This is a genomic window from Ruegeria sp. YKSF070 (assembly GCF_059612725.1).
This window is the reverse complement of the sequence record NZ_JBXWRD010000024.1, coordinates 27812-48545: the sequence shown is the minus strand read 5'-3', so window position 1 is coordinate 48545 and position 20734 is coordinate 27812. Positions and strand designations below refer to the sequence as shown.

Below are 20734 nucleotides of genomic sequence, written 5' to 3'. Positions count from 1 at the left end.
GACTCGGGCCAGACGCAATCCCGTGCCCGAGGTGCTTATGCCCCGCCAAACCGACACACCGGACCCGACCCGCAGCGCCCTGCGCCGCGTCGGCGGTGTATTGGGCATCGTGCTGATGGTGCTGCAACTGCTGGCACCGCAGCTGGCCCAGGCAGGCGAGGGCGCGTGGATCGAGATCTGCTCGGAAGAGGGCGCGGTCTGGATTCAGATGCCGGTCGAGGGCACGGATGATCCCTGCCCCGATTGCGGCGATTGCCTGATGTGTTCGGCAGCGACTGATCTTCTGACGCCCGCCTATGGCGGGGGCGTCGAACCGGTCCTCCTCAACGTCCGGCAACAGACGGGTACCGACGTGCCGGCTCTGGCGGCGCGACACCGGCTTTGGCCTGAAACCCGTGGCCCCCCATTCCAAGACAAGGGAGGTGCGATGTGCTGATCACGCGCGTCATCCGGGTTCTGCTGACCCTTCTGTTTCTGGCCCCCATCCCGGCGCTGGCCAGCGACCTGCCCCGGTTTCTGGCCGCGCTTGCGCCCGCCGATCTGGCCCCCGGTGCCGACGCCTTTGGCCCGCTGCGCGAGGATGTGCCGGTGGCGCCGGTGCTCAAGGGTGGCGAGACCGTTGCCTGGGCCTTTCTGACTTCGGATTTTGTGGGCACCACCGGCTATTCCGGCAAGCCGATCCATGTGATCGCCGCCATTGATGCCGATGCGGTGCTGACCGGCGTCAAGCTGGTGGAACATTCCGAACCGATCGTGCTGATCGGCATTCCCAATTCCAAGATGGTCGCCCTGACCGAGGGCTATCAGGGTCTTGACCTGAAACGCGAGGCCGAGACCGGCGGCGAGGGGCATGATCTCGACATCATTTCGGGCGCCACCGTCACCATCATGGTGATCGATGACAGTCTGGTGCGCGCAGGGCTCAAGGTGGCCCGCGCGCTGGGCCTGGGCGGCCTTTCGCCGGCCACCCCCGAAGGCCCGCGTCGCGAGATCGACATGGGCCAGACCGGGACCAGCGACTGGTTCACCCTGTCGGGCGACGGCTCGGTCCGGCGGATGACCTTGGACATCGGGCAGGTCAACGCGGCCTTTGAGGCAACCGGCGACGCCCGCGCCATCAAGCGACCCGAACCGGGCGCGCCCGAGGATACGTTCATCGACATGCATCTGGCGCTAGTCTCGGTGCCCGAGATCGGCCGCACCCTGTTGGGCGAGGCGGAGTATGCCAACCTGCAAAACTGGCTTGAGCCGGGCGAGCAGGCCATTCTGGTTCTGGGGCGTGGTGCTTACAGCTTCAAGGGCTCGGGCTATGTGCGCGGCGGAATCTTCGACCGGATCCAACTGATCCAGGGCGACAGCGCGGTGCGGTTCTTCGACCGTCAGCAACGCCGCCTGGGCACGGTCGCGGCGACGGATGCGCCTGCGTTCTCCGAGCTTGACCTGTTCAAGATCCCCGCCGATGCCGAATTTGACCCGGCCGCCCCCTTCCGCCTGCAACTCTTGGTGCAGCGCGCCGTGGGCGCGGTGGAGAAAAGCTTCCTCACCTTCGATCTGGGCTACCGCCTGCCGGAACGCTTCCTGCTGCCCGCCGCCGCGCCGGCGGTGGTCGAGGATGCGGGCGACGAGGCCGCCGCCAAGGCCGCGCTGTGGCAACGGATCTGGAAGGACCGCACGGTCGAGATCGGCATCCTGAGCGCGATGCTGCTGCTGCTGACGGCGACATTCTTCTTCCAGTTCCAGGCCACGATGAATGCGCGCGTCTTCTACTGGTTCCGCATCGCCTATCTGACCGCAACGCTGTTCTTCATCGGCTGGTATGCCAATGCCCAGCTGAGCGTCGTCAACCTGATGGCGCTGGCGGGAAGCCTGCGCACGGGCTTCAGCTGGGACGCCTTCCTGCTCGACCCGCTGGTGTTCATCCAGTGGTTCGCCGTAGCCGCCGCGCTGATCTTCTGGGGCAGGGGGGCCTATTGCGGCTGGCTTTGCCCGTTTGGCGCGCTGCAAGAACTGACCAACAAGGTGGCCCGCGCCCTGCGCCTGCCGCAATGGACCCTGCCTTGGGGGCTGAACGAGCGGCTTTGGCCGGTGAAGTACATGATCTTCCTGGGTTTGTTCGGTCTCAGCTTTGTCTCGATCCCGCTGGCCGAAACCTATGCCGAGGTCGAACCGTTCAAGACCGCGATCATTCTCAAGTTCATGCGCGACTGGCCCTTCGTGGTATTTGCGCTGCTGCTCTTGCTGATCGGCCTTTTCATCGAACGGTTCTATTGCCGCTATCTCTGCCCGCTGGGCGCGGCGCTGGCGATCCCCGCCCGCATCCGCATGTTCGACTGGCTGCGCCGTTACAAGGATTGCGGCAACCCCTGTCAGACCTGCGCCAACGAATGCCCGGTTCAGGCGATCCACCCCACCGGCGAGATCAACCCGAACGAATGCATCACCTGCCTGCATTGCCAGGTGCTCTATCAGTCCGAGGCCAAATGCCCCGTCGTCATCCGCCAGATCAAGCGGCGGGCGCGCACAGGGACGGTCGATCCGAAACTGACCCTCGGACACCCACCGGCGAACCATCCAAACGCCAAACCGCAAGAAGCTTCCTGAAAGGAGGAACGATCATGTCGGACCACGATAACAACCTGAGCGTCACCCGCCGCGGCCTGCTGGGCGCGACAGCAACCGGCGCCGTTCTCGCCAGCACCGGCCTGGGCGCCACCCTGATGACCGCGCGCGAGGCATCCGCCGCCGCCAAGGCCAATCTGGAGCCCGGCGAGCTGGACGAATATTACGGCTTCTGGTCCTCGGGCCAGACCGGCGAGCTGCGCATCCTCGGCATCCCCTCGATGCGCGAGCTGATGCGGGTGCCGGTGTTCAACCGCTGCTCGGCCACCGGCTGGGGCCAGACCAACGAGTCGCTCAAGGTGCTGACCGAGGGTCTGCTGCCCGAAACCAAGCAGTTTCTGGCGTCCAACGGCAAGAAGACCTATGACAACGGCGACCTGCACCACCCGCATATGTCGTTCACCGATGGCACCTATGACGGCCGTTACCTGTTCATGAACGACAAGGCCAACACCCGGGTTGCCCGCGTCCGCTGCGACGTGATGAAATGCGACAAGATCATCGAGATCCCCAACGCGCATGACATCCACGGCCTGCGTCCGCAGAAATACCCGCGCACCGGCTATGTCTTTGCCAATGGCGAGCATGAGGCGCCGCTGGTCAATGACGGCCAGATCCTCGACGATCCGTCGCAATATGTGAACATCTTCACGGCGATTGACGGCGACAGCATGGAAATCGCCTGGCAGGTGATCGTGTCGGGCAACCTCGACAACACGGATTGCGACTATCAGGGCAAATACGCCTTCTCGACCTCGTACAACTCGGAAATGGGCATGAACCTTGCCGAGATGACCGAGAACGAGCAGGACCATGTGGTCGTGTTCAACCTCAAGGAAATCGAGGCTGGCATCGCCGCGGGCGATTATCAGGAGCTGAACGGCGTCAAGGTCGTGGACGGGCGCAAGGGTGCGGGCAAGAACTATACCCGCTATATCCCGATCCCCAACAGCCCGCACGGCTGTAACGCTGCCCCCGACAAGCGCCACATCATGATCAACGGCAAGCTCAGCCCGACCGTCTCGGTCATCGACGTCGAGAAGGTGGACGCGCTGTTCTCTGAGGATGCCGATCCGCGCTCGGCCATCGTGGCCGAACCGCAGCTGGGTCTTGGGCCGCTCCACACCGCGTTCGACAACAAGGGCAACGCCTATACCACCCTGTTCCTGGACAGCCAGGTGGTGAAGTGGAACATCGCAAAGGCGATCGAGGCCTATGCCGGTGCCGATGTCGACCCGATCCTAGACAAGGTCGATGTGCAGTATCAGCCGGGCCACAACTCGACCTCGATGGGTGAAACCGCCGAGGCCGACGGCAAATGGCTGATCTCGATGAACAAGTTCTCCAAGGACCGGTTCCTGAATGTAGGCCCCCTCAAGCCCGAGAACGAGCAGCTGATCGACATCTCCGGCGACAAGATGAAGGTGGTGCATGACGGCCCGACCTTTGCCGAGCCGCATGACAGCATCATCGTGCACCGGTCCAAGGTGAACCCGGTCAACGTCTGGGATCGCAACGACCCGATGTGGGAGGATGCCCGCCAGCAGGCCGCCGCCGATGGCGTCGACCTGGAGGAAGGCGCCGAAGAGCCGATCCGCGACGGCAACAAGGTGCGGGTCTACATGACGTCCGTGGCGCCGACCTTCAGCCTTGAGAAGTTCACGGTGAAGCAGGGCGACGAGGTGACGATCTATGTCACCAACCTCGACGATGTGGATGACGTGACCCACGGGCTGTGCATGGCCAACTTTGGCATCGCGATGGAAGTGGCACCACAGGCGACCGCCTCGGTCACCTTCATTGCCGACCGTCCGGGCGTGCACTGGTTCTATTGCCAGTGGTTCTGCCACGCGCTGCACATGGAAATGCGCGGCCGGATGTTTGTCGAGCCGCGGGGGGCATAAATCATGCGCTGGCCCCTGCTGATTGCGACCCTCTTTGCCACGCCCCTTTGGGCGGCGGATTGGGACGTGCCCAACCGGGCGGGGGCCATCTCTGAAACACTTGCCCAGGCGGCGGATGGTGACACCCTCCGCCTGGCGCCCGGCATCTATGCCGAAACCCTGGTCCTGTCCCGGCCCGTCACCCTTGACGGGATGGGGCAGGCCACCATTGACGGACAAGGCACCGGCAGCGTGATCACCGTGACCGGCCCCGGCGTGACCCTTCGCGGGCTCACCGTGATCGGCTCCGGCTCGGACCATGACGGCATCGACAGCGGTATCCAGCTGACCAAGACCGCCCGCGCGCCGGTGGTGGAAGACAACGTGCTGATCGGCAATCTCTACGGCGTCGATATCCACGGCGCCAAGGATGCGCTGGTCAAGGACAACCGGATCGAGGGCCGCCGGGACCGCCACATGAACGCCCGCGGCAATGGCGTCTATGTCTGGAACGCCCCCGGCGCGGTGGTCGAGGGCAACGATATCCAGTACGGGCGCGACGGCATCTTCGTGAACTCCTCGCGCCGCAATCTGTTCCGCAACAACCTGTTCCGCGATCTGCGCTTTGCCGTGCATTACATGTATGCCGACAATTCCGAGGTCACGGGCAATGTCTCGATCGGCAACGACCTGGGCTATGCGGTGATGTTCACCAGTCGGGTCAAGGTGGTCGACAATGTCTCGATCGGCGACCGCGAACACGGGGTCATGCTGAACTATGCCAATGACAGTGTGATTTCGGGCAATGTGGTGAAGGGGGCAAAGGAGAAATGCACCTTCCTCTACAATGCCAACAAGAACGAATTCACCAACAACTGGTTCGAAGGCTGCGGCATCGGCATCCATTTCACCGCCGGGTCCGAGCGCAACCGGATCGTAGGCAACGCTTTTGTCGGCAACCGGACCCAGGTGAAATATGTCTCGACCCGTTGGGTCGAATGGTCCGAGGACGGGCGTGGCAATTACTGGTCCGACTTTGCTGCCTATGACGTCAATGGCGACGGCATCGCCGACGCCCCCTATCGCCCCAACGACAGCATGGACCATGTGCTGTGGACCCAACCGGCAGCCAAGCTGCTGCTTGGCTCGCCGGCCGTACAGCTGGTGCGCTGGTCGCAATCCGCCTTTCCGGCCCTTTTGCCCGGCGGCGTGATCGACAGCAACGCCCTGATCAAAGCCCCTGAACCCCCAGCTCTGAAAAAGGTGCCTCATGACGGATAAGGCCCTGACCATCACATCATTGTGCAAGGATCGCGGACCAACCCGCGTTCTGAGCGATATCTCCCTGCATGTCGCCCCCGGCGAGCGCGTGGCGCTGCTGGGCCATAACGGCGCCGGGAAATCCACGCTGATCAAATCCATCCTGGGCCTGACCCCGACCGATGGCGGCACGATTCGCATCGGCGCTGCTGCCCCCGGCAGCGCACAGGCCCGCCGCGATACCGCCTATTTGCCCGAAGCGGTCTCATTCCATCCAGCCCTGACCGGGCGAGAGCAACTAAGGCTCTTTGCCCGCCTGTCCGGCGAACGGGCCGATGTGTCCGGATTGCTGGAGCGGGTCGGGCTGGCCGACGCGATGGACCGCCGCATCGGCGCCTATTCCAAGGGGATGCGGCAGCGGCTGGGCCTCGCGCAGGTGCTGCTGGGCAAGCCCCGCGTGGCGCTGCTGGACGAGCCGACATCGGGGCTCGACCCGATCTCGCGCCAGGATCTCTATGCCATCATCGACGAACTGGCGGGGCAGGGGGCGGCGGTGCTCATCGCCAGCCACGCCCTGACCGAGGTCGAGGCCCGCACCGACCGCATCGCCATCCTGCGCAAGGGGGTCAAGGTGGCCGACGACACACTGGCCAACCTGTCGGCGCTTGCGGGTCTGCCGATCCGCCTGCGGGTCAGGGCGCGCGAAAACGCCGATGCGCTGGCCGCCCGGCTGGGCGGCAGCCGGGTCAACGGCGCCTCGGTCGAACTGCTGTGCGACCCCGCCGACAAAATGACCGCGCTGCGCAGCATCGCCGCCATGGGCGAGGCGGTTGTCGATGTCGACATGACCCCGCCCCGGCTGGAGGACCTCTATCGCCATTATGCAAAGGAGACGCTGCAATGACCCGTTTTCTTGCCGTTGCCCAAACCGAAATGCTGATCCTGCGCCGCAACCGCTGGCTGCTGGTCGCGACCCTGATCATGGTACTGTTTGCGCTGGCGCTGACATTTGCGGGTAGCGCGCCCACCGGTACGCTGGGGGTCGATATGCTGACGGTCTCGGTTGCCTCGATGACCACACTCAGCGTCTATCTCGCGCCACTTCTGGCGCTGATGATCTCGTTCGACGCGGTGGCGGGCGACATGGACCGGGGCAGCCTGCCCCTGTTGCTGTCCTATCCGGCGGGGCGGGGCGAAATCCTGTTGGGCAAGTTCGCCGCGCATCTGGCCGCGCTGGCCTTTGCCATGACCGTCGGTTTTGGCACTGCCGGTGCGGTGGCTGCCTGGTTCGGTGGCGCGGGCCCTGAAAGCCTGATGGCGCTCTTGCGCCTCATCCTCACCTCGATCCTGCTGGGCGCTTCCTTTCTGGCGCTGGGATACCTGCTGTCCGCGACCGCCCGAGGCTCGGCCGCAGCAGCGGGTCTGTCGGCCGGGCTCTGGCTGGTTTTTGTCGTCCTCTACGATCTTGGCCTGTTGGGGGCCGTGGTCATGGACAAGGGCGGCACCTTCACCCAATCCGTCTTCCCCTGGGTGATGGTGGCCAACCCGGCCGACGCTTTCCGCTTGTGGAACATCGCTGCGACCGATGGGGTCGCCATGGCCTCGGGCATGACCGGCGCCGCGCAGGCGCTGCCGGTCTGGGCCGCGCCCGCCTCGCTGCTCATCTGGCCGGTGCTGGGGCTGCTGCTGGCCCGCGCCGCCTTCCGGAGGGTCGAGCCATGAGAGCCCTTGCCCTGATCGCCCTGATCACGCTGGCCGCTTGCAAGGAGGAAGAGGCCGCCGCGCCGCCTGTGCCTGTCGATCTGACCGAAAGCGCGCTCAGCTATTTCTGTCAGATGAACGTGGCTGAGCATGGCGGGCCAAAGGGTCAGATCCACCTTAAGGGGCATCCGGCACCGCTGTTCTTTGCCCAGGTGCGCGACATGGTCGCCTATCTCAAAAGCCCCGAGCGCGAGGCCGAGATCACCGCCATCTATGTCAGCGACATGGGCGCCGCGCGCAGCTGGGCCGAGCCTGGGCCGGGCAACTGGATCGCTGCTGACAGCGCGCTGTTTGTCACCGGCGCCGATGTGGCAGGCGGCATGGGCGCGCCCGAACTGGTGCCCTTTGCCACGGGTGAGGCCGCCGCGCGGTTCATCGCGCGCCATGGCGGTCAGGCGCTGCCGCTCAACGACATTCCCGATGCCGCGGTCCTGGGTCCGGTCGACCTGACCCAGCCGCTGGCGACACCGGTGCTGTAACCCCGCACCCGCAACCCCGAGAGAAGGAGAAACCCATGTTCAAAAACCGACTGATCCTGACCATTCTGGCCGCCGGGCTGGCGCTACCGGCGCTGGCCGATGGCGATGCCGACAAGGGCAAGAAAGTGTTCAACAAATGCAAGGCCTGCCATGCGGTCGGCGAGGGCGCGGCCAACAAGGTCGGGCCGCAGCTGAACGGCATCATCGGCGCCGCCGCCGGTCAGGTCGAAGGGTTCAAGTATTCCGACGCCCTGATGGAAGCCGCCGCAGGTGGGCTGGTCTGGGACGACGAAAGCCTGGCCGCCTTTCTGGCCAAGCCCAAGGATTTCATGAAGGGCACCAAGATGTCCTTTGCCGGGCTCAAGAAGGAAGACGAGATCGAAAACGTCATCGCCTATCTGCAAGGGTTCTGACCCTGCGGGGCGGGGCGCCTAGCGGCCCGCCCTAACCTTCGAGCGAGACCCAGAGCACGCGCGCGTCCTCGGCGCTGGTCGAGACGCAGCCATGGCCCATGCCGCTGTCGTAATAGACGCTGTCGCCCGCCTTCATCGGCAGGGGCCGGTAATGTTCGGTATAAAGGGTCAGCTCGCCGCTCAGCACGAACATGAACTCCTCCCCCCGGTGGCGCACCCAGGTGTCGAACTCGCTGACATCGCGGGCCTTGATCGTGCTGATATAAGGCAACATTCGTTTGCTGGTCAGTTCGGTGCACAGCAATTCGTGATCATAGGTGCGTGTGACCTGATGTTCGCCCTGATCCTTGCGGGTGAAATCGCGGCGGCCCGAGATGTCGCTCTTGCCCGATTGCACGAACAGCTGCGGCGTCTCCAGATCCAGCGCCTGCATCAGGCGGCGGATGATGTCGAAGCTTGGCCGGGTCTGGTTGTTCTCGATCTTGGACAGGGTCGAGCGGCCGATCGCGGCCGACCGCGCCGCTTCCTCCAGCGTCAGGCCCTTGTCCTTGCGGGCATCGCGAATCATCTTGCCCAGCGTTTCGCCATCGGGCGCTTCCAGCATGTCGGGGCTCATCCCCTCGTCTTCGGCCTGTACCGGCTCCATCGCATTCGTCCTTGTTTTCCCGATCTCCCTGCAAAGCAGCCTAACCTATTCAAATTTTCTCATGCAAATCTTTTGTTGCGAATAAGGGAAAAGTTTCCTATAGGAGACTTGTCTTGTGTGCGACGGGATACAAATGCCGCACCAGCAGGGCATTCAGGGGGGTTCTCGTGAGCGAGCGCGTTTCGTCACTGATCGGCAGAGGGGAGGGCCAACCAGGCCCCGCCCCAGCCGTGGACCACGGGTTCACCTCCAAAAAACTGCCGTTCCGGTCCGGTCGCGCCGCTGGCCCCTCTCTCCTTTTCCCGGCCTGGGTCGATCCTGGCCGGAACGGTCTCTTCTCCGCCGCATCCTGTCTTTCAGCCCAAGGGATCCCCCAGTCATGACCGATACGCCCAAACGCACCCCGCTTTACGATCTGCATGTCGAGCTTGGCGGCAAGATGGTGGATTTCGCCGGATGGGAAATGCCGGTGCAATACCAGATGGGGATCATGGGTGAACACAAGCAGTGCCGGGAAAAGGCGGCGCTGTTCGATGTCAGCCACATGGGGCAGGTGATCCTGCGCGGAGACGATATCGGCGCCAAGCTGGAAAAGCTCTGCCCGCAGGTGTTTTCCACCCTACCCGAGGGCAAGGCCCGCTATGGTTTCTTTACCAATGCCCAGGGTGGCATCATGGATGACCTGATCGTGTCGAACGCGGGCGACTACTTCTTTGTCGTGGTGAACGCGGCGCTGCGCCATCAGGACATCCCCCATATGGCAGCGCATCTGGACGGGGTCGAGGTGACCGAGATCTTCGATCGCGCGCTGGTTGCGGTGCAGGGCCCCAGTGCCGAGGATGTGGTGGGCCGCCTCTGCCCCGCCGCGCGCGACCTGAAATTCATGGAGACCATGCTGGGCGAGATCGACGGTGTAGACTGCCGCATCTCGCGGCTGGGCTATACCGGCGAGGATGGTTACGAGATTTCGATCCCCGAGGGCGAGGCGATCCGCATCTCGCGCCTGTTCCTGGCGCATGAGGATTGCGAACCGGCGGGTCTGGGGGCCCGCGACAGCCTGCGGCTGGAAGCGGGTCTTTGCCTCTATGGCAACGATATTGACAACGGCACCTCGCCGATCGAGGCCAGCCTGCTCTGGGCGATCCAGAAACGCCGTCGCGAAGAGGGCGGATTTCCGGGCGCCGAGCGCATCGTGAAGGAGATCGCCGAGGGCGCCCCGCGCAAGCTGGTCGGTATCAAGCCCGAAGGCCGCGCACCCGCACGCCAGCATGTGGAGATCCAGAGCCTTGACGGCGAGACCATCGGCGAGATCACCTCGGGCGGGTTCGGCCCGACGGTCGGCGCGCCGGTGGCGATGGGCTATGTCGCCAGCGCTCATGCTGCACCCGGCGAAAAGGTCAACCTGATCATCCGGGGCAAGGCCCAGCCCGCCGAAATCGTCTCGCTGCCCTTTGTTGCGCAGAATTACAAACGCTAACACATCCCTGCCGCGCGGCAGGGGCACAAAGCCTTGTAAAGGCTTTGTCCACAAGGTTTTTTCAAAACCTTGCCCCCGCCCGTGGTAACCGAAACAAACTATCTGAAGGATCGACAAACATGACCATCTACTACTCCGAAGATCACGAATGGCTCAGCGTCGAGGGCGAGATCGCCACGCTGGGCATCACCAAACACGCCGCCGACCAGCTGGGCGAGGTGGTGTTCATCGAACAGAAAGAGGCCGGTGACGACTTTGCCCAGGGTGACGAGATCGGTGTCATCGAGTCGGTCAAGGCCGCCTCGGAAATCTATGCCCCGGTCGATGGCGAGGTGGTCGAGGTGAACGAGGACCTGGCCGACAATCCCGGTGCCCTGAACGACAGCCCCGAAGGCGATGCCTGGATCTACAAGATCAAGCTCAGCGATCCGTCGCAACTTGACGGTCTGATGGATCTCGCCGCCTATAACGACATGATCGGCTAAGCCGCCGGCCGCCGGCCCTGCCGGCGGCGCCAACCGCCTGACGAGGACCCAGAGCCATGGCCTTCAAACTCACCGATTACGAAGCCTACGATTTCGCCAACCGCCGCCATATCGGGCCCAGCCCGCGCGAGATGGCCGATATGTTGCAGGTGATCGGCTTCAAGACGCTCGACCAGCTGATCGACGCCACCGTGCCGCCGTCGATCCGGCAGAAAGAGGCGCTGGACTGGGGTCCGGCCATGACCGAGCGCGACGCGCTCTATCACATGAAACAGGTGGCCTCGAAGAACAAGGTTCTGACCTCGCTGATCGGCCAGGGCTATTACGGCACCACCACCCCGGCGCCGATCCTGCGCAACATCCTGGAAAACCCGGCCTGGTACACCGCCTATACCCCCTATCAGCCGGAAATCAGCCAGGGCCGGCTTGAGGCGCTGTTGAACTTCCAGACCATGGTCAGCGACCTGACCGGGCTGGACGTGGCAAACGCCTCGCTGTTGGACGAGGCCACCGCGGCGGCCGAGGCCATGGCCATGGCGAAACGCTCCAGCCGGTCCAAGGCCAACAACGCGGCCTTCTTCGTCGACAAGAACTGCCACCCGCAGACCGTCGCGGTGATCCGCACCCGGGCCGAGCCGCTGGGCGTGGATGTGCAGGTGGGCGACCCGTCCGAGCTGGAGGCCGGGGCAGTGTTCGGCGCCATCTTCCAGTATCCCGGCACCTATGGCCATGTGCGCGACTACACCGCCGAGATCGCGGCGCTGCACGAGCATAACGCCATCGCCATCGTCGCCGCCGACATCCTGTCGCTGGCGCTGCTGAAATCGCCGGGCGAGATGGGTGCCGATATCGCCATCGGTTCGACCCAGCGCTTTGGTGTGCCGATGGGTTATGGTGGCCCGCACGCGGCCTATATGGCCACCACCGACAAGCTCAAGCGTGCGATGCCGGGGCGGATCATCGGCGTCAGCATCGACGCGCGTGGCAACAAGGCCTATCGCCTGGCGCTGCAAACCCGTGAACAGCATATCCGCCGCGAAAAGGCCAATTCGAACGTCTGCACCGCCCAGGCGCTGCTGGCGGTGATGGCCTCGATGTATGCGGTCTATCATGGGCCCGACGGGATCAAGGCGATCGCGCAATCGGTGCATCGCAAGACCTCGCGTCTGGCTGCGGGGCTTGAGGAGCACGGGTTCAAAGTAGCGCCGGAAGTATTCTTTGACACCATCACGGTCGATGTCGGCCCCCTGCAAAAGACGGTGATCGAGGCTGCGGTGGCGCGCGGTGTCAACCTGCGCAAGGTGGGCAGCGACCGGATCGGCATTTCGCTGGACGAACAGACCCGCTCCGAGACCATCGAGGCGGTCTGGGGCGCCTTTGGCATCGACAAGAAGGATGACAGCGTCAAGAACCGCGCCTATCGCCTGCCCGATTACGCGCTGCGCGATACGCCCTATCTGACCCATCCCATCTTCCACAAGAACCGGGCCGAGGCCGAGATGACCCGCTATATGCGGCGTCTGGCCGATCGCGACCTGGCGCTGGACCGGGCGATGATCCCGCTGGGCAGCTGCACCATGAAGCTGAACGCCACCATCGAGATGATCCCGGTGACATGGCCGGAATTTGCCAATCTACACCCCTTCGTGCCCGAGGATCAGGCGCAGGGTTATCTCGAGATGATCAACGACCTGTCCGAGAAACTGTGCCAGATCACCGGCTATGACGCGATCTCGATGCAGCCCAATTCGGGCGCACAGGGGGAATATGCAGGCCTGATGACCATCCGCAACTATCACGCGGCTCAGGGGCAGGGGCACCGCAACATCTGCCTGATCCCCACTTCGGCGCATGGCACCAACCCGGCCACCGCGCAGATGGTGGGCTATCAGGTGGTGCCGGTCCGCTCGGACGATCACGGCAATATCGACCTGGCCGATTTCCGTGCCAAGGCCGAGCAGCACAGCGCCAATCTGGCGGCCTGCATGATCACCTATCCCTCGACCCATGGTGTGTTCGAGGAGACGGTGCGCGAGGTCTGCGACATCACCCATGAACATGGCGGTCAGGTCTATATCGACGGGGCCAACATGAACGCGATGGTGGGCCTGGCGCAACCGGGCGAGATCGGCGGCGACGTGAGCCACCTGAACCTGCACAAGACCTTTTGCATTCCGCATGGCGGGGGCGGCCCCGGCATGGGCCCGATCGGGGTCAAGGCGCATCTGGCCGAACATCTGCCGGGCCACCCGGAATACGGCACCGCCGTGGGTCCGGTTTCGGCGGCGCCCTTCGGCTCGCCCTCGATCCTGCCGGTCAGCTGGGCCTATGTGCTGTTGATGGGTGGCGCGGGCCTGACCCAGGCGACCAAGGTGGCGATCCTGAACGCCAACTATATCGCCGCGCGGCTCAAGGATGCTTATCCGATCCTCTATACCTCGGCGACGGGGCGGGTGGCGCATGAATGCATCCTCGACACAAGGCCGCTGAACGACGAGGCGGGTGTGACGGTGGACGACGTGGCCAAACGCCTGATCGACAGCGGGTTCCACGCGCCGACGATGAGTTGGCCGGTGGCGGGCACGCTGATGGTCGAACCCACGGAATCCGAGCCCAAGGACGAGCTGGACCGGTTCTGTGATGCGATGCTGTCGATCCGGGCCGAGGCACAGGAGATCATCGACGGCAAGATCGACGCTGAGAACAACCCGCTGAAACACGCGCCCCATACGGTGCGTGATCTGGTGGGGGATTGGGACCGGCCCTATAGCCGTGAACAGGCCTGCTTCCCGCCGGGCAACCTGGGTGTCGACAAATACTGGCCGGTGGTGAACCGGGTCGACAACGCCTATGGCGACCGTCACCTCGTCTGCACCTGCCCGCCGATGGAGGCCTATGAAGAGGCTGCCGAATAAGATCATGATCCGGGGCGGGCGCCAGCGTCCGCCCCGTTTTTGACAGTACGGGGAGGATAGCATGATCTGCCCTGACCAGGCTCGCGCCGCGCATCCGGCGCGGGGTATCGACATCATACTGCCCGACGCCAGCCCGCCTTCGGCAGCGCGGATGCTGGCCGACCTGTTTCGCACCACGAACGAAATTCTGGGCGCACCGGTCTATCGGGTTTCGATACACCGGCTTGCCGCGCAACCTTGTGCCGATCCGCGCCGCTGGACCCGGCGTACCGTCATCCTGCTGGGCGATATCCGTACCCGCTGGAGCGTGACCGACCCGCTGCGCCCGCTGTTGCGGGTGCTGCTGGCGCAAGCGCCGCGCCGGGTGCTGGTGGGTGGCGCGGTCTTTCTGCTGAGTGATGCCGGTTTGGCCCGCGGTTGCGCGCTGGCGATTCACCCCAATTTTCGCGCTGCTGCCGCTGAAGAGGGTCTGGAGGCGTTACCCGACGCACCTCTCTCGGGGGTGTCGGGTTCGGTTGCAAGTGCGGTCAGCGGCTTTGCCGCGGTGCCACTGATGCTCGACCTGATTGCCGAGGATCATGGGCAGGTTACCGCCAACGCGCTGCGTGCCTATCTGGGCCTGCCCGCGCCCGAGTCGCAAGCGCGCAGCCGTCTGAGTCTGGGCCTGTTGCAAAGGGCGCGTGGTGACCGGCTGATCGACCGCTCGCTGGCGGTGATGCAGGAGCATATCGAAGAGCCGCTCAGAATTGGCGATCTGGCGCGAAAGCTTGGCGTATCGACCCGCAAGCTACAACGCCAGTTTCTGGAACTGACCGGCGAGGGACCGCTTTCCGTTTATCGAGCGCTGCGGATCGAGCGAGCGCGGCAGCTGCTGGAACAGACCAATTTGCCGCTGGTCGAGATCATCGCGGCAACCGGATTTGGCACCCATTCCAACCTGGCCCGGTGGGTGCGCAAGGAGCATGGTGTCAGCCCGCATGCTCTGCGACAGCGCGCCATGTCCGGGCGCGCAGCATAGATTACACGCGAACGGGGCGGCCAAGGCCGCCCCGTCCTGTTTACAACCCGACCCGGTTCAGTTCAGGTCGAACCGGTCGGCATTCATCACCTTGACCCAGGCGGCGACGAAATCAGCCACAAAGCTGGCCTCGGCATCGTCCTGGGCATAGCGTTCGGCCAGCGCGCGAAGCTGCGAGTTGGAGCCGAAAACCAGATCAACCCGTGTCGCGGTCCAGCGCGGCGCACCGCTGGTGCGGTCGCGGCCTTCGTAGATGCCCTTGCCCGACGGTTTCCACTCGGTCCCCATGTCCAGCAGGTTGGTCAGGAAATCGCTGCTCAGCACGCCGGGACGGTTGGTCAGGACGCCATGGGACGAACCGCCATGATTGGCGCCCAGAACCCGCAGACCAGCGACCAGAACCGTCATCTCCGGCGCGGTCAGACCCAGAAGCTGGGCACGATCGACCAGCATCTCCTCGGGCGAGGTGGAAAGCTCGCGCGCCTGATAGTTGCGGAACCCGTCCGTCACCGGTTCCATCACCTCGAAGCTTTCGGCGTCGGTCTGTTCGGCACTGGCATCGCCCCGGCCCGAGGCAAAGGGCACCTCGATCTGGTGACCGGCGGCCTTCGCCGCCTGCTCGACACCGGCGCAGCCCGCCAGCACGATCAGGTCGGCCATCGACACCGACTTGCCGCCGCTGCTGAACCCAGCCTGAATCCCTTCGAGCACGCCCAGCACGCGGGCCAGTTTCGCGGGCTCGTTGACATCCCAGTCCTTTTGCGGGGCCAGGCGGATACGGGCGCCATTGGCACCGCCGCGCATGTCAGAACCGCGATAGGTCGAAGCCGAGGCCCAGGCGGTCGACACCATGTCGGACACGCTCAGGCCCGAGGCCAGGATCTGCGCCTTGAGCGCCGCAGCATCCGCCGCGTCGATCTGCGGGCCTGCCGGGATCGGATCCTGCCAGATCAGTTCCTCGGCGGGCACTTCCTTGCCCAAGTAGCGGGCGCGCGGTCCCATGTCGCGATGGGTCAGCTTGAACCAAGCGCGGGCAAAGGCATCGGCAAACTCGTCGGGATTGGCATGGAAACGGCGCGAGATCTTCTCGTACTCCGGATCCATCCGCAGCGACATGTCGGCGGTGGTCATCATCGGTGCGTGGCGTTTGTCCGGGTCAAAGGCATCGACAACCATATGCTCGGGTTTCACGTCCTTGGCACGCCACTGGTTTGCACCTGCCGGGCTTTTGACGAGTTCCCACTCATAGCCGAACAGCACGTCGAAATAGCCCATGTCCCACTTGGTCGGGTTGGGTTTCCAGGCGCCTTCGATGCCGCTGGTGATCGCGTCACCGGCCTTGCCGGAGCCATAGGTGCTGAGCCAGCCCAGGCCCATTGCCTCGACCGGTGCCGCCTCGGGTTCGGCGCCCACATGGGCGGCATCGCCCGCGCCATGCGCCTTGCCAAATGTATGGCCGCCCGCAACCAGTGCCACGGTCTCTTCGTCATTCATCGCCATGCGGGCAAAGGTTTCACGCACGTCGCGCCCCGAAGCGATGGGGTCGGGATTGCCGTCCGGGCCTTCGGGGTTCACGTAGATCAGGCCCATCTGCACGGCGGCCAGCGGGTTTTCCAGATCGCGTTCGCCCGAATAGCGGCTGTTGGGCTTGTCCGACGTGGCAAGCCATTCGCCTTCGGACCCCCAATAGATGTCTTCCTCGGGCTCCCAGATGTCGGGGCGGCCACCGGCAAAACCGAAGGTCTTGAAGCCCATCGATTCCAGCGCCACGTTGCCGGCGAGGATCATCAGGTCGGCCCACGAGATCTTGTCGCCGTATTTCTTCTTGATCGGCCAGAGCAGGCGGCGGGCCTTGTCGAGGTTGCCGTTATCGGGCCAGCTGTTGAGCGGGGCGAAGCGCTGGTTGCCGGTGCCGCCACCGCCGCGCCCGTCGGCCAGGCGATAGGTGCCCGCGCTGTGCCAGGCCATGCGGATGAAGAGGGGGCCGTAATGGCCATAGTCGGCGGGCCACCAGTCCTGGCTGTCGGTCATCAGCGCGGTCAGATCGGCCTTTACAGCGTCTAGATCGAGCGACTTGAACGCCTCGGCATAGCTGAAATGGGCGCCCATCGGGTCCGATTTGGACGAATGCTGGTGCAGCAGTTTCAGATTGATCTGGTTGGGCCACCAATGATGGTTGCGCATACCGCTGCCTGCGGCATGTCCATGCATCACCGGGCATTGGCCTGCGCTGGGGGCGTCGTTTCCGTCCATGTCTGTCTCCGATCGTGAGTTGATAGAATGGGTTTCAGCACCAGAAGGAACCGGCACTGGCCGGGGCATTCTGATGTCATGAGATGAGACTAGCAAAGGAAATTGATCGGAATAAGTTGCATTTTCCGATCTATTTCATAATGAAAAACTATCGCTATTCGCGTGTATGATCGCGGATCGCTTCGGCCAGCACATCGACCGTGTCTATGACAGGCGGGATACCGGGCAGGCTGTCGGCAATCAGGGAGAATTCGGAGCAGGCGACAAAGATGAGCGCCGCGCCTTTCTCTGCCAACTCCTCTGCCGCGCTGATCAGGATCGCGCGCGCGGCGGGTACCGGCCCTTCGGCCTTGATGGTGCGAATCGCGGTCAGCATGCGGTCGGCGTCCTCCGGCCAGAGCGGCGCGAGCTGCGCCTCGTCCAATGCTGCGTCGAAGACACCCGCCATCCGCACGGCGGGCGAGGCAAGCAGGCCCACTCGCGCACCCGGTGCCAGCAGCGCGCGCGCCCGCGCCACCGACAGCGATACCATGTTCAACAGCGGGATCGACACCGCCGCCTCGATCGCGGGGGCATAGTGATGGGCGGTGTTGCACGGCATGCCAAGCGCGGTGGCGCCGGCCTGCTCCAGCCGCTGCGCCATCCGGGCAAGGGTAGGGCCGGGATCGGTGCCGGTGCCCTGTATCAGATGCGCGATGCGCGATGGCACCTGCGGGTTCATGTCGATGAGCAGTGGCAGATGATCGGCATCATCCGCCGCTTGCACCGTTGCCAGCAGCCGCTGTTGCAGCAGGATCGTCGCCTCGGGACCCATGCCGCCAAGAATACCGACCACGCGCCGGGTCATGTCGGGAACCGGTCGCGGCAGGAGAGAAGACTGGGCATGGCAATGTCCTTTCGGTTTGGTACATCAAAGGGCAGCGCTTACGAAAACCGCAACCTTGCGGATAGGCAAGGGTCAGCCGCGCATGCGGGCATGGTCGGGATCATAGGGAGAAGGCGCAATCACCCGCGCGGCCACCATGTCACCGCACAGATCAAGCGTCATGCTGCTGCCCGGTGCCGCCATCGCGGGATCGACAAAGGCATAGGCCAGGTTCTTGCCGATCCGATAACCCCAGCCACCGGACGTCACGGTCCCGACCACCTGTTGCCCCTGCATCAGCGAGGCGCCCGGGTGCGCGGGGGCGTGGGTCGTGTCGATATGCAGGGTCACGAGCTTTTTGCCGGGGTCCTTGACCTGCCGATCCAGCAGCGCCTGCTTGCCAATGAAATCGCCTTTGTCGAGCTTGACGAACCGGCTGAGCCCGGTCTCGAACGGGTCGAATTCGGTGATCAGATCGGCTTTCCAGTGAAGGAACCCTTTCTCCATCCGCATCGATTCCACCGCGCGGGCGCCGAACAGTTTCAGGCCATGTGCCTCGCCCGCCTTCCTGAGCGCCAGATAGGCCGCATAGAGCGCGGCGTTGGGAATGTGGATCTCATAGGCCAGTTCGCCCGAGAAGCTGACGCCCATGACCGTTGCTGGGGCAAATCCGATGAAACATTCACGCACCGACAGCCAGGGAAAGGACGCGCGCGACCAGTCGCCCCGGGCGCAGGATGAGAGCACGTCACGCGCCCGGGGACCGGCCAGAACCAGGATCGTCTGGTCATTGGTGAGCGAGCGCAGCTTGACGTCCTCATCTGCGCGCAAGTGGCTGTGCAGCCAATCCATGTCATGAAACTCGCTGGCGGCGGCGGACCCGTACCAGACCCGGTCAGGCCCTCGATCCGAGGCAGGCAGGTTCGCGACCGTCGCCTCGCCCTTGATCCTGCCGTGATGGTTCAGCAGATAGCACAGCCCGACCCGGCCCGCGCGTCTGGGTACGGCGCCGCAGATCATCCGGTCAAGAAAGGCGTGCCGGTCGGCACCGGTGATCTCGATCCGGTTGAAGCCGTTCACCTCGGCCAGGCCGACGCCGGTCTGTACCGCGTGCACCTCGGCCCCGATCAGGTCAAAGGTCTCGTCAAAGGTAAAGCCGAGCGTTGGGTGGAAATCGGGCGCAGGCTTGATGTAATCCACCCGCTCCCATCCGTTGACAACGGTGAATTCGGCGCCCTCGGCGGCCAGAACCGGGGTCAGCGGCGTGGTCTTGGCGGGGCGTCCGGCGGGGCGGTGCTCATGCGGAAAATGAAAGCGGAACTCGTTCTGATAGTCCTCAACGGCTTTCAGCGCGGTCAGTTCCACATTGGCGTGCCCGGTGAAGCGGCGCGGGTCGATGCACCAGGTGTCATAGCAGGCTTCGCCATGTACGATCATCTGCGCCAAGAGCCAGCCATGGCCGCCGCCTTCGCCCAGACCGGCGCGCAGGCCGATGGCGCAGAACGCGTTGCGTTTGCCGGGAATGGGGCCGATCAGCGGGGCGCCGTCGATCGTATAGGTAATCGGGCCGTTGACGATGGCGCGGATACCGGTCTCGCGCAGGGCGGGCATGCGGGCAAAGGCACCTTCGAGCACGTCCATCACCCGATCCACATCGTCGGGGCAAAGGGCGTTGACGAAATTCGGGTCGATCCCGTCCATGCCCCAGGTCTTGCAATCCTGCTCGTAGAAGCCGATCAGCAACCCGTTCTTTTCCTGCCGACAGTAATAGTCCGAGATTGGACAGCGGATCAGCGGCATGCGGTGGCCTGCTGCCACGATTTCCGGGATATCCTCGGTCAGGAAATACTGATGCTCCATCGAGGCGACCGGGTGATGCACACCCATCATGGCGCCCACCTCGTTGACGCGATAGCCGCAGGTATTCACCACGATATCGCAGTCGATATCACCGTGTTCGGTATGCACGGTCCAGGTGTCGTCCTTGTGCTGGGTCAGCGCGGTCACCGGCGTGTTGCGATAGATCTCGGCCCCGGCCTTGCGCGCGTGATAGGCCAGCGCCTGGCACAGCTGCGCCGGGTCGATATCGCCATCCAGCGGATCCCACAGCCCGCCCAGCAGGTTCTCGGTCGAGATCAGCGGGTGTCGGCGGGCGCATTCGGTGGCGTCGATCACCTCGAAATGCACATCCATGCCGCGCGCCATCGAGGCGAAATGACGATAGCCCTGCATCTGCTGAGGCATGTTAGCCAGCCGGATGCCGCCATCGCCATGATGGTAGTTGATCGGATATTCCGGGTTCTCCGCCAGCGCCTTGTACAGCGCGATGGAATGGCTTTTCAGACCTACCATCGTCTGGTTCATGCCGAAATTGGTCACCTGCGCCGCTGAATGCCAGGTGGTGCCGCTGGTCAGCTCGTTGCGTTCGACAAGAACCACGTCCGACCAGCCTTCTTGTGTCAGATGATACAGCGTCGAACAGCCGGCGATGCCGCCGCCGATGACAACAACCCGAGTACGCGATTTCATGTTGGGGTGCCTCCAAAACTCTGCGCCGATTAGGGCATGGGTTTTTCGTCACCGGCAACACGCGGATTGCGGATCAAGCAACATCAAAAGAAGATTTGAAAGTTTGAAATCCGCACCACCCCACGAGGGGT

16 protein-coding genes are annotated in these 20734 nt (G+C 64.1%); 12 read left to right on the top strand and 4 right to left on the bottom strand.

All coding sequences use genetic code 11. From position 1 onward, the window contains the following. The first annotated feature begins 37 nt into the window (after positions 1–37). Genes AC2FL1_RS13260 through AC2FL1_RS13225 form a run of 8 tightly spaced genes read left to right on the top strand, consistent with a single transcriptional unit; the run spans position 38 to position 8415 of the window. Positions 38–436 carry a DUF2946 family protein gene (locus tag AC2FL1_RS13260; protein ID WP_496877255.1) on the top strand — a complete coding sequence of 133 codons (399 nt, stop codon included), beginning with the start codon at positions 38–40 and terminating at the stop codon, positions 434–436. Continuing rightward, positions 430–2601, top strand: a complete 2172-nt coding sequence (locus AC2FL1_RS13255) for a 4Fe-4S binding protein (RefSeq protein WP_496877254.1) — start codon at positions 430–432, stop codon at positions 2599–2601. The genes AC2FL1_RS13260 and AC2FL1_RS13255 overlap by 7 nt, the downstream gene beginning before the upstream one ends. A gap of 14 nt (positions 2602–2615) precedes the next feature. Then, positions 2616–4523, top strand: coding sequence for a TAT-dependent nitrous-oxide reductase (gene nosZ / locus AC2FL1_RS13250; protein WP_496877253.1), 1908 nt, complete (start codon positions 2616–2618; stop codon positions 4521–4523). 3 nt (positions 4524–4526) lie between these two features. After that, positions 4527–5783, top strand: a complete 1257-nt coding sequence (locus AC2FL1_RS13245) for a nitrous oxide reductase family maturation protein NosD (protein WP_496877252.1) — start codon at positions 4527–4529, stop codon at positions 5781–5783. After that, entirely contained in the window at positions 5773–6666 is an 894-nt protein-coding gene (locus AC2FL1_RS13240; protein WP_496877251.1) for an ABC transporter ATP-binding protein, read from the top strand. Before AC2FL1_RS13245 ends, AC2FL1_RS13240 begins: the two co-directional genes overlap by 11 nt. Next, complete coding sequence (locus AC2FL1_RS13235; protein ID WP_496827051.1) at positions 6663–7484, top strand: ABC transporter permease; 822 nt, start codon at positions 6663–6665, stop codon at positions 7482–7484. The genes AC2FL1_RS13240 and AC2FL1_RS13235 overlap by 4 nt, the downstream gene beginning before the upstream one ends. Beyond that, positions 7481–8002, top strand: coding sequence for a nitrous oxide reductase accessory protein NosL (locus AC2FL1_RS13230; protein WP_496877250.1), 522 nt, complete (start codon positions 7481–7483; stop codon positions 8000–8002). Before AC2FL1_RS13235 ends, AC2FL1_RS13230 begins: the two co-directional genes overlap by 4 nt. Positions 8003–8037: 35 nt before the next feature. Continuing rightward, entirely contained in the window at positions 8038–8415 is a 378-nt protein-coding gene (locus AC2FL1_RS13225; protein ID WP_496877249.1) for a c-type cytochrome, read from the top strand. A 31-nt stretch (positions 8416–8446) separates the two neighbouring features. Here AC2FL1_RS13225 and AC2FL1_RS13220 read toward each other — a convergent pair whose 3' ends face one another. Continuing rightward, a complete protein-coding gene (locus AC2FL1_RS13220) occupies positions 8447–9061 on the bottom strand; it encodes a helix-turn-helix domain-containing protein (protein WP_496877248.1) in 615 nt (204 codons plus the stop codon). A 379-nt stretch (positions 9062–9440) separates the two neighbouring features. On the opposite strand from AC2FL1_RS13220, the gene gcvT reads away from it, so the two are divergent. The 4 genes from gcvT to AC2FL1_RS13200 all read left to right on the top strand — a co-directional run bounded on the left by gcvT (position 9441) and on the right by AC2FL1_RS13200 (position 14956). Then, complete coding sequence (gcvT, locus tag AC2FL1_RS13215; protein WP_496877247.1) at positions 9441–10538, top strand: glycine cleavage system aminomethyltransferase GcvT; 1098 nt, start codon at positions 9441–9443, stop codon at positions 10536–10538. Between the two features lie 119 nt (positions 10539–10657). Next, positions 10658–11023, top strand: coding sequence for a glycine cleavage system protein GcvH (gene gcvH, locus AC2FL1_RS13210; protein ID WP_234143734.1), 366 nt, complete (start codon positions 10658–10660; stop codon positions 11021–11023). Between the two features lie 56 nt (positions 11024–11079). Beyond that, entirely contained in the window at positions 11080–13938 is a 2859-nt protein-coding gene (gene gcvP, locus AC2FL1_RS13205) for an aminomethyl-transferring glycine dehydrogenase (RefSeq protein WP_496827059.1), read from the top strand. Positions 13939–13999: 61 nt separating this feature from the next. Further along, complete coding sequence (locus tag AC2FL1_RS13200; RefSeq protein ID WP_496877246.1) at positions 14000–14956, top strand: helix-turn-helix domain-containing protein; 957 nt, start codon at positions 14000–14002, stop codon at positions 14954–14956. Between the two features lie 57 nt (positions 14957–15013). On the opposite strand, the gene katG is transcribed toward AC2FL1_RS13200, so the two are convergent. The 3 genes from katG to AC2FL1_RS13185 all read right to left on the bottom strand — a co-directional run bounded on the left by katG (position 15014) and on the right by AC2FL1_RS13185 (position 20603). Continuing rightward, positions 15014–17209, bottom strand: coding sequence for a catalase/peroxidase HPI (gene katG / locus AC2FL1_RS13195; protein WP_496877245.1), 2196 nt, complete (start codon positions 17207–17209; stop codon positions 15014–15016). Positions 17210–17363: 154 nt separating this feature from the next. Continuing rightward, the gene (cuyB, locus tag AC2FL1_RS13190; protein ID WP_496827065.1) at positions 17364–18056 is read right to left on the bottom strand and encodes a cysteate racemase; all 693 of its coding nucleotides are present in this window, start codon (positions 18054–18056) and stop codon (positions 17364–17366) included. A gap of 111 nt (positions 18057–18167) precedes the next feature. Continuing rightward, positions 18168–20603, bottom strand: a complete 2436-nt coding sequence (locus AC2FL1_RS13185) for a GcvT family protein (RefSeq protein WP_496877244.1) — start codon at positions 20601–20603, stop codon at positions 18168–18170. Between the last annotated feature and the right edge of the window lie 131 nt (positions 20604–20734).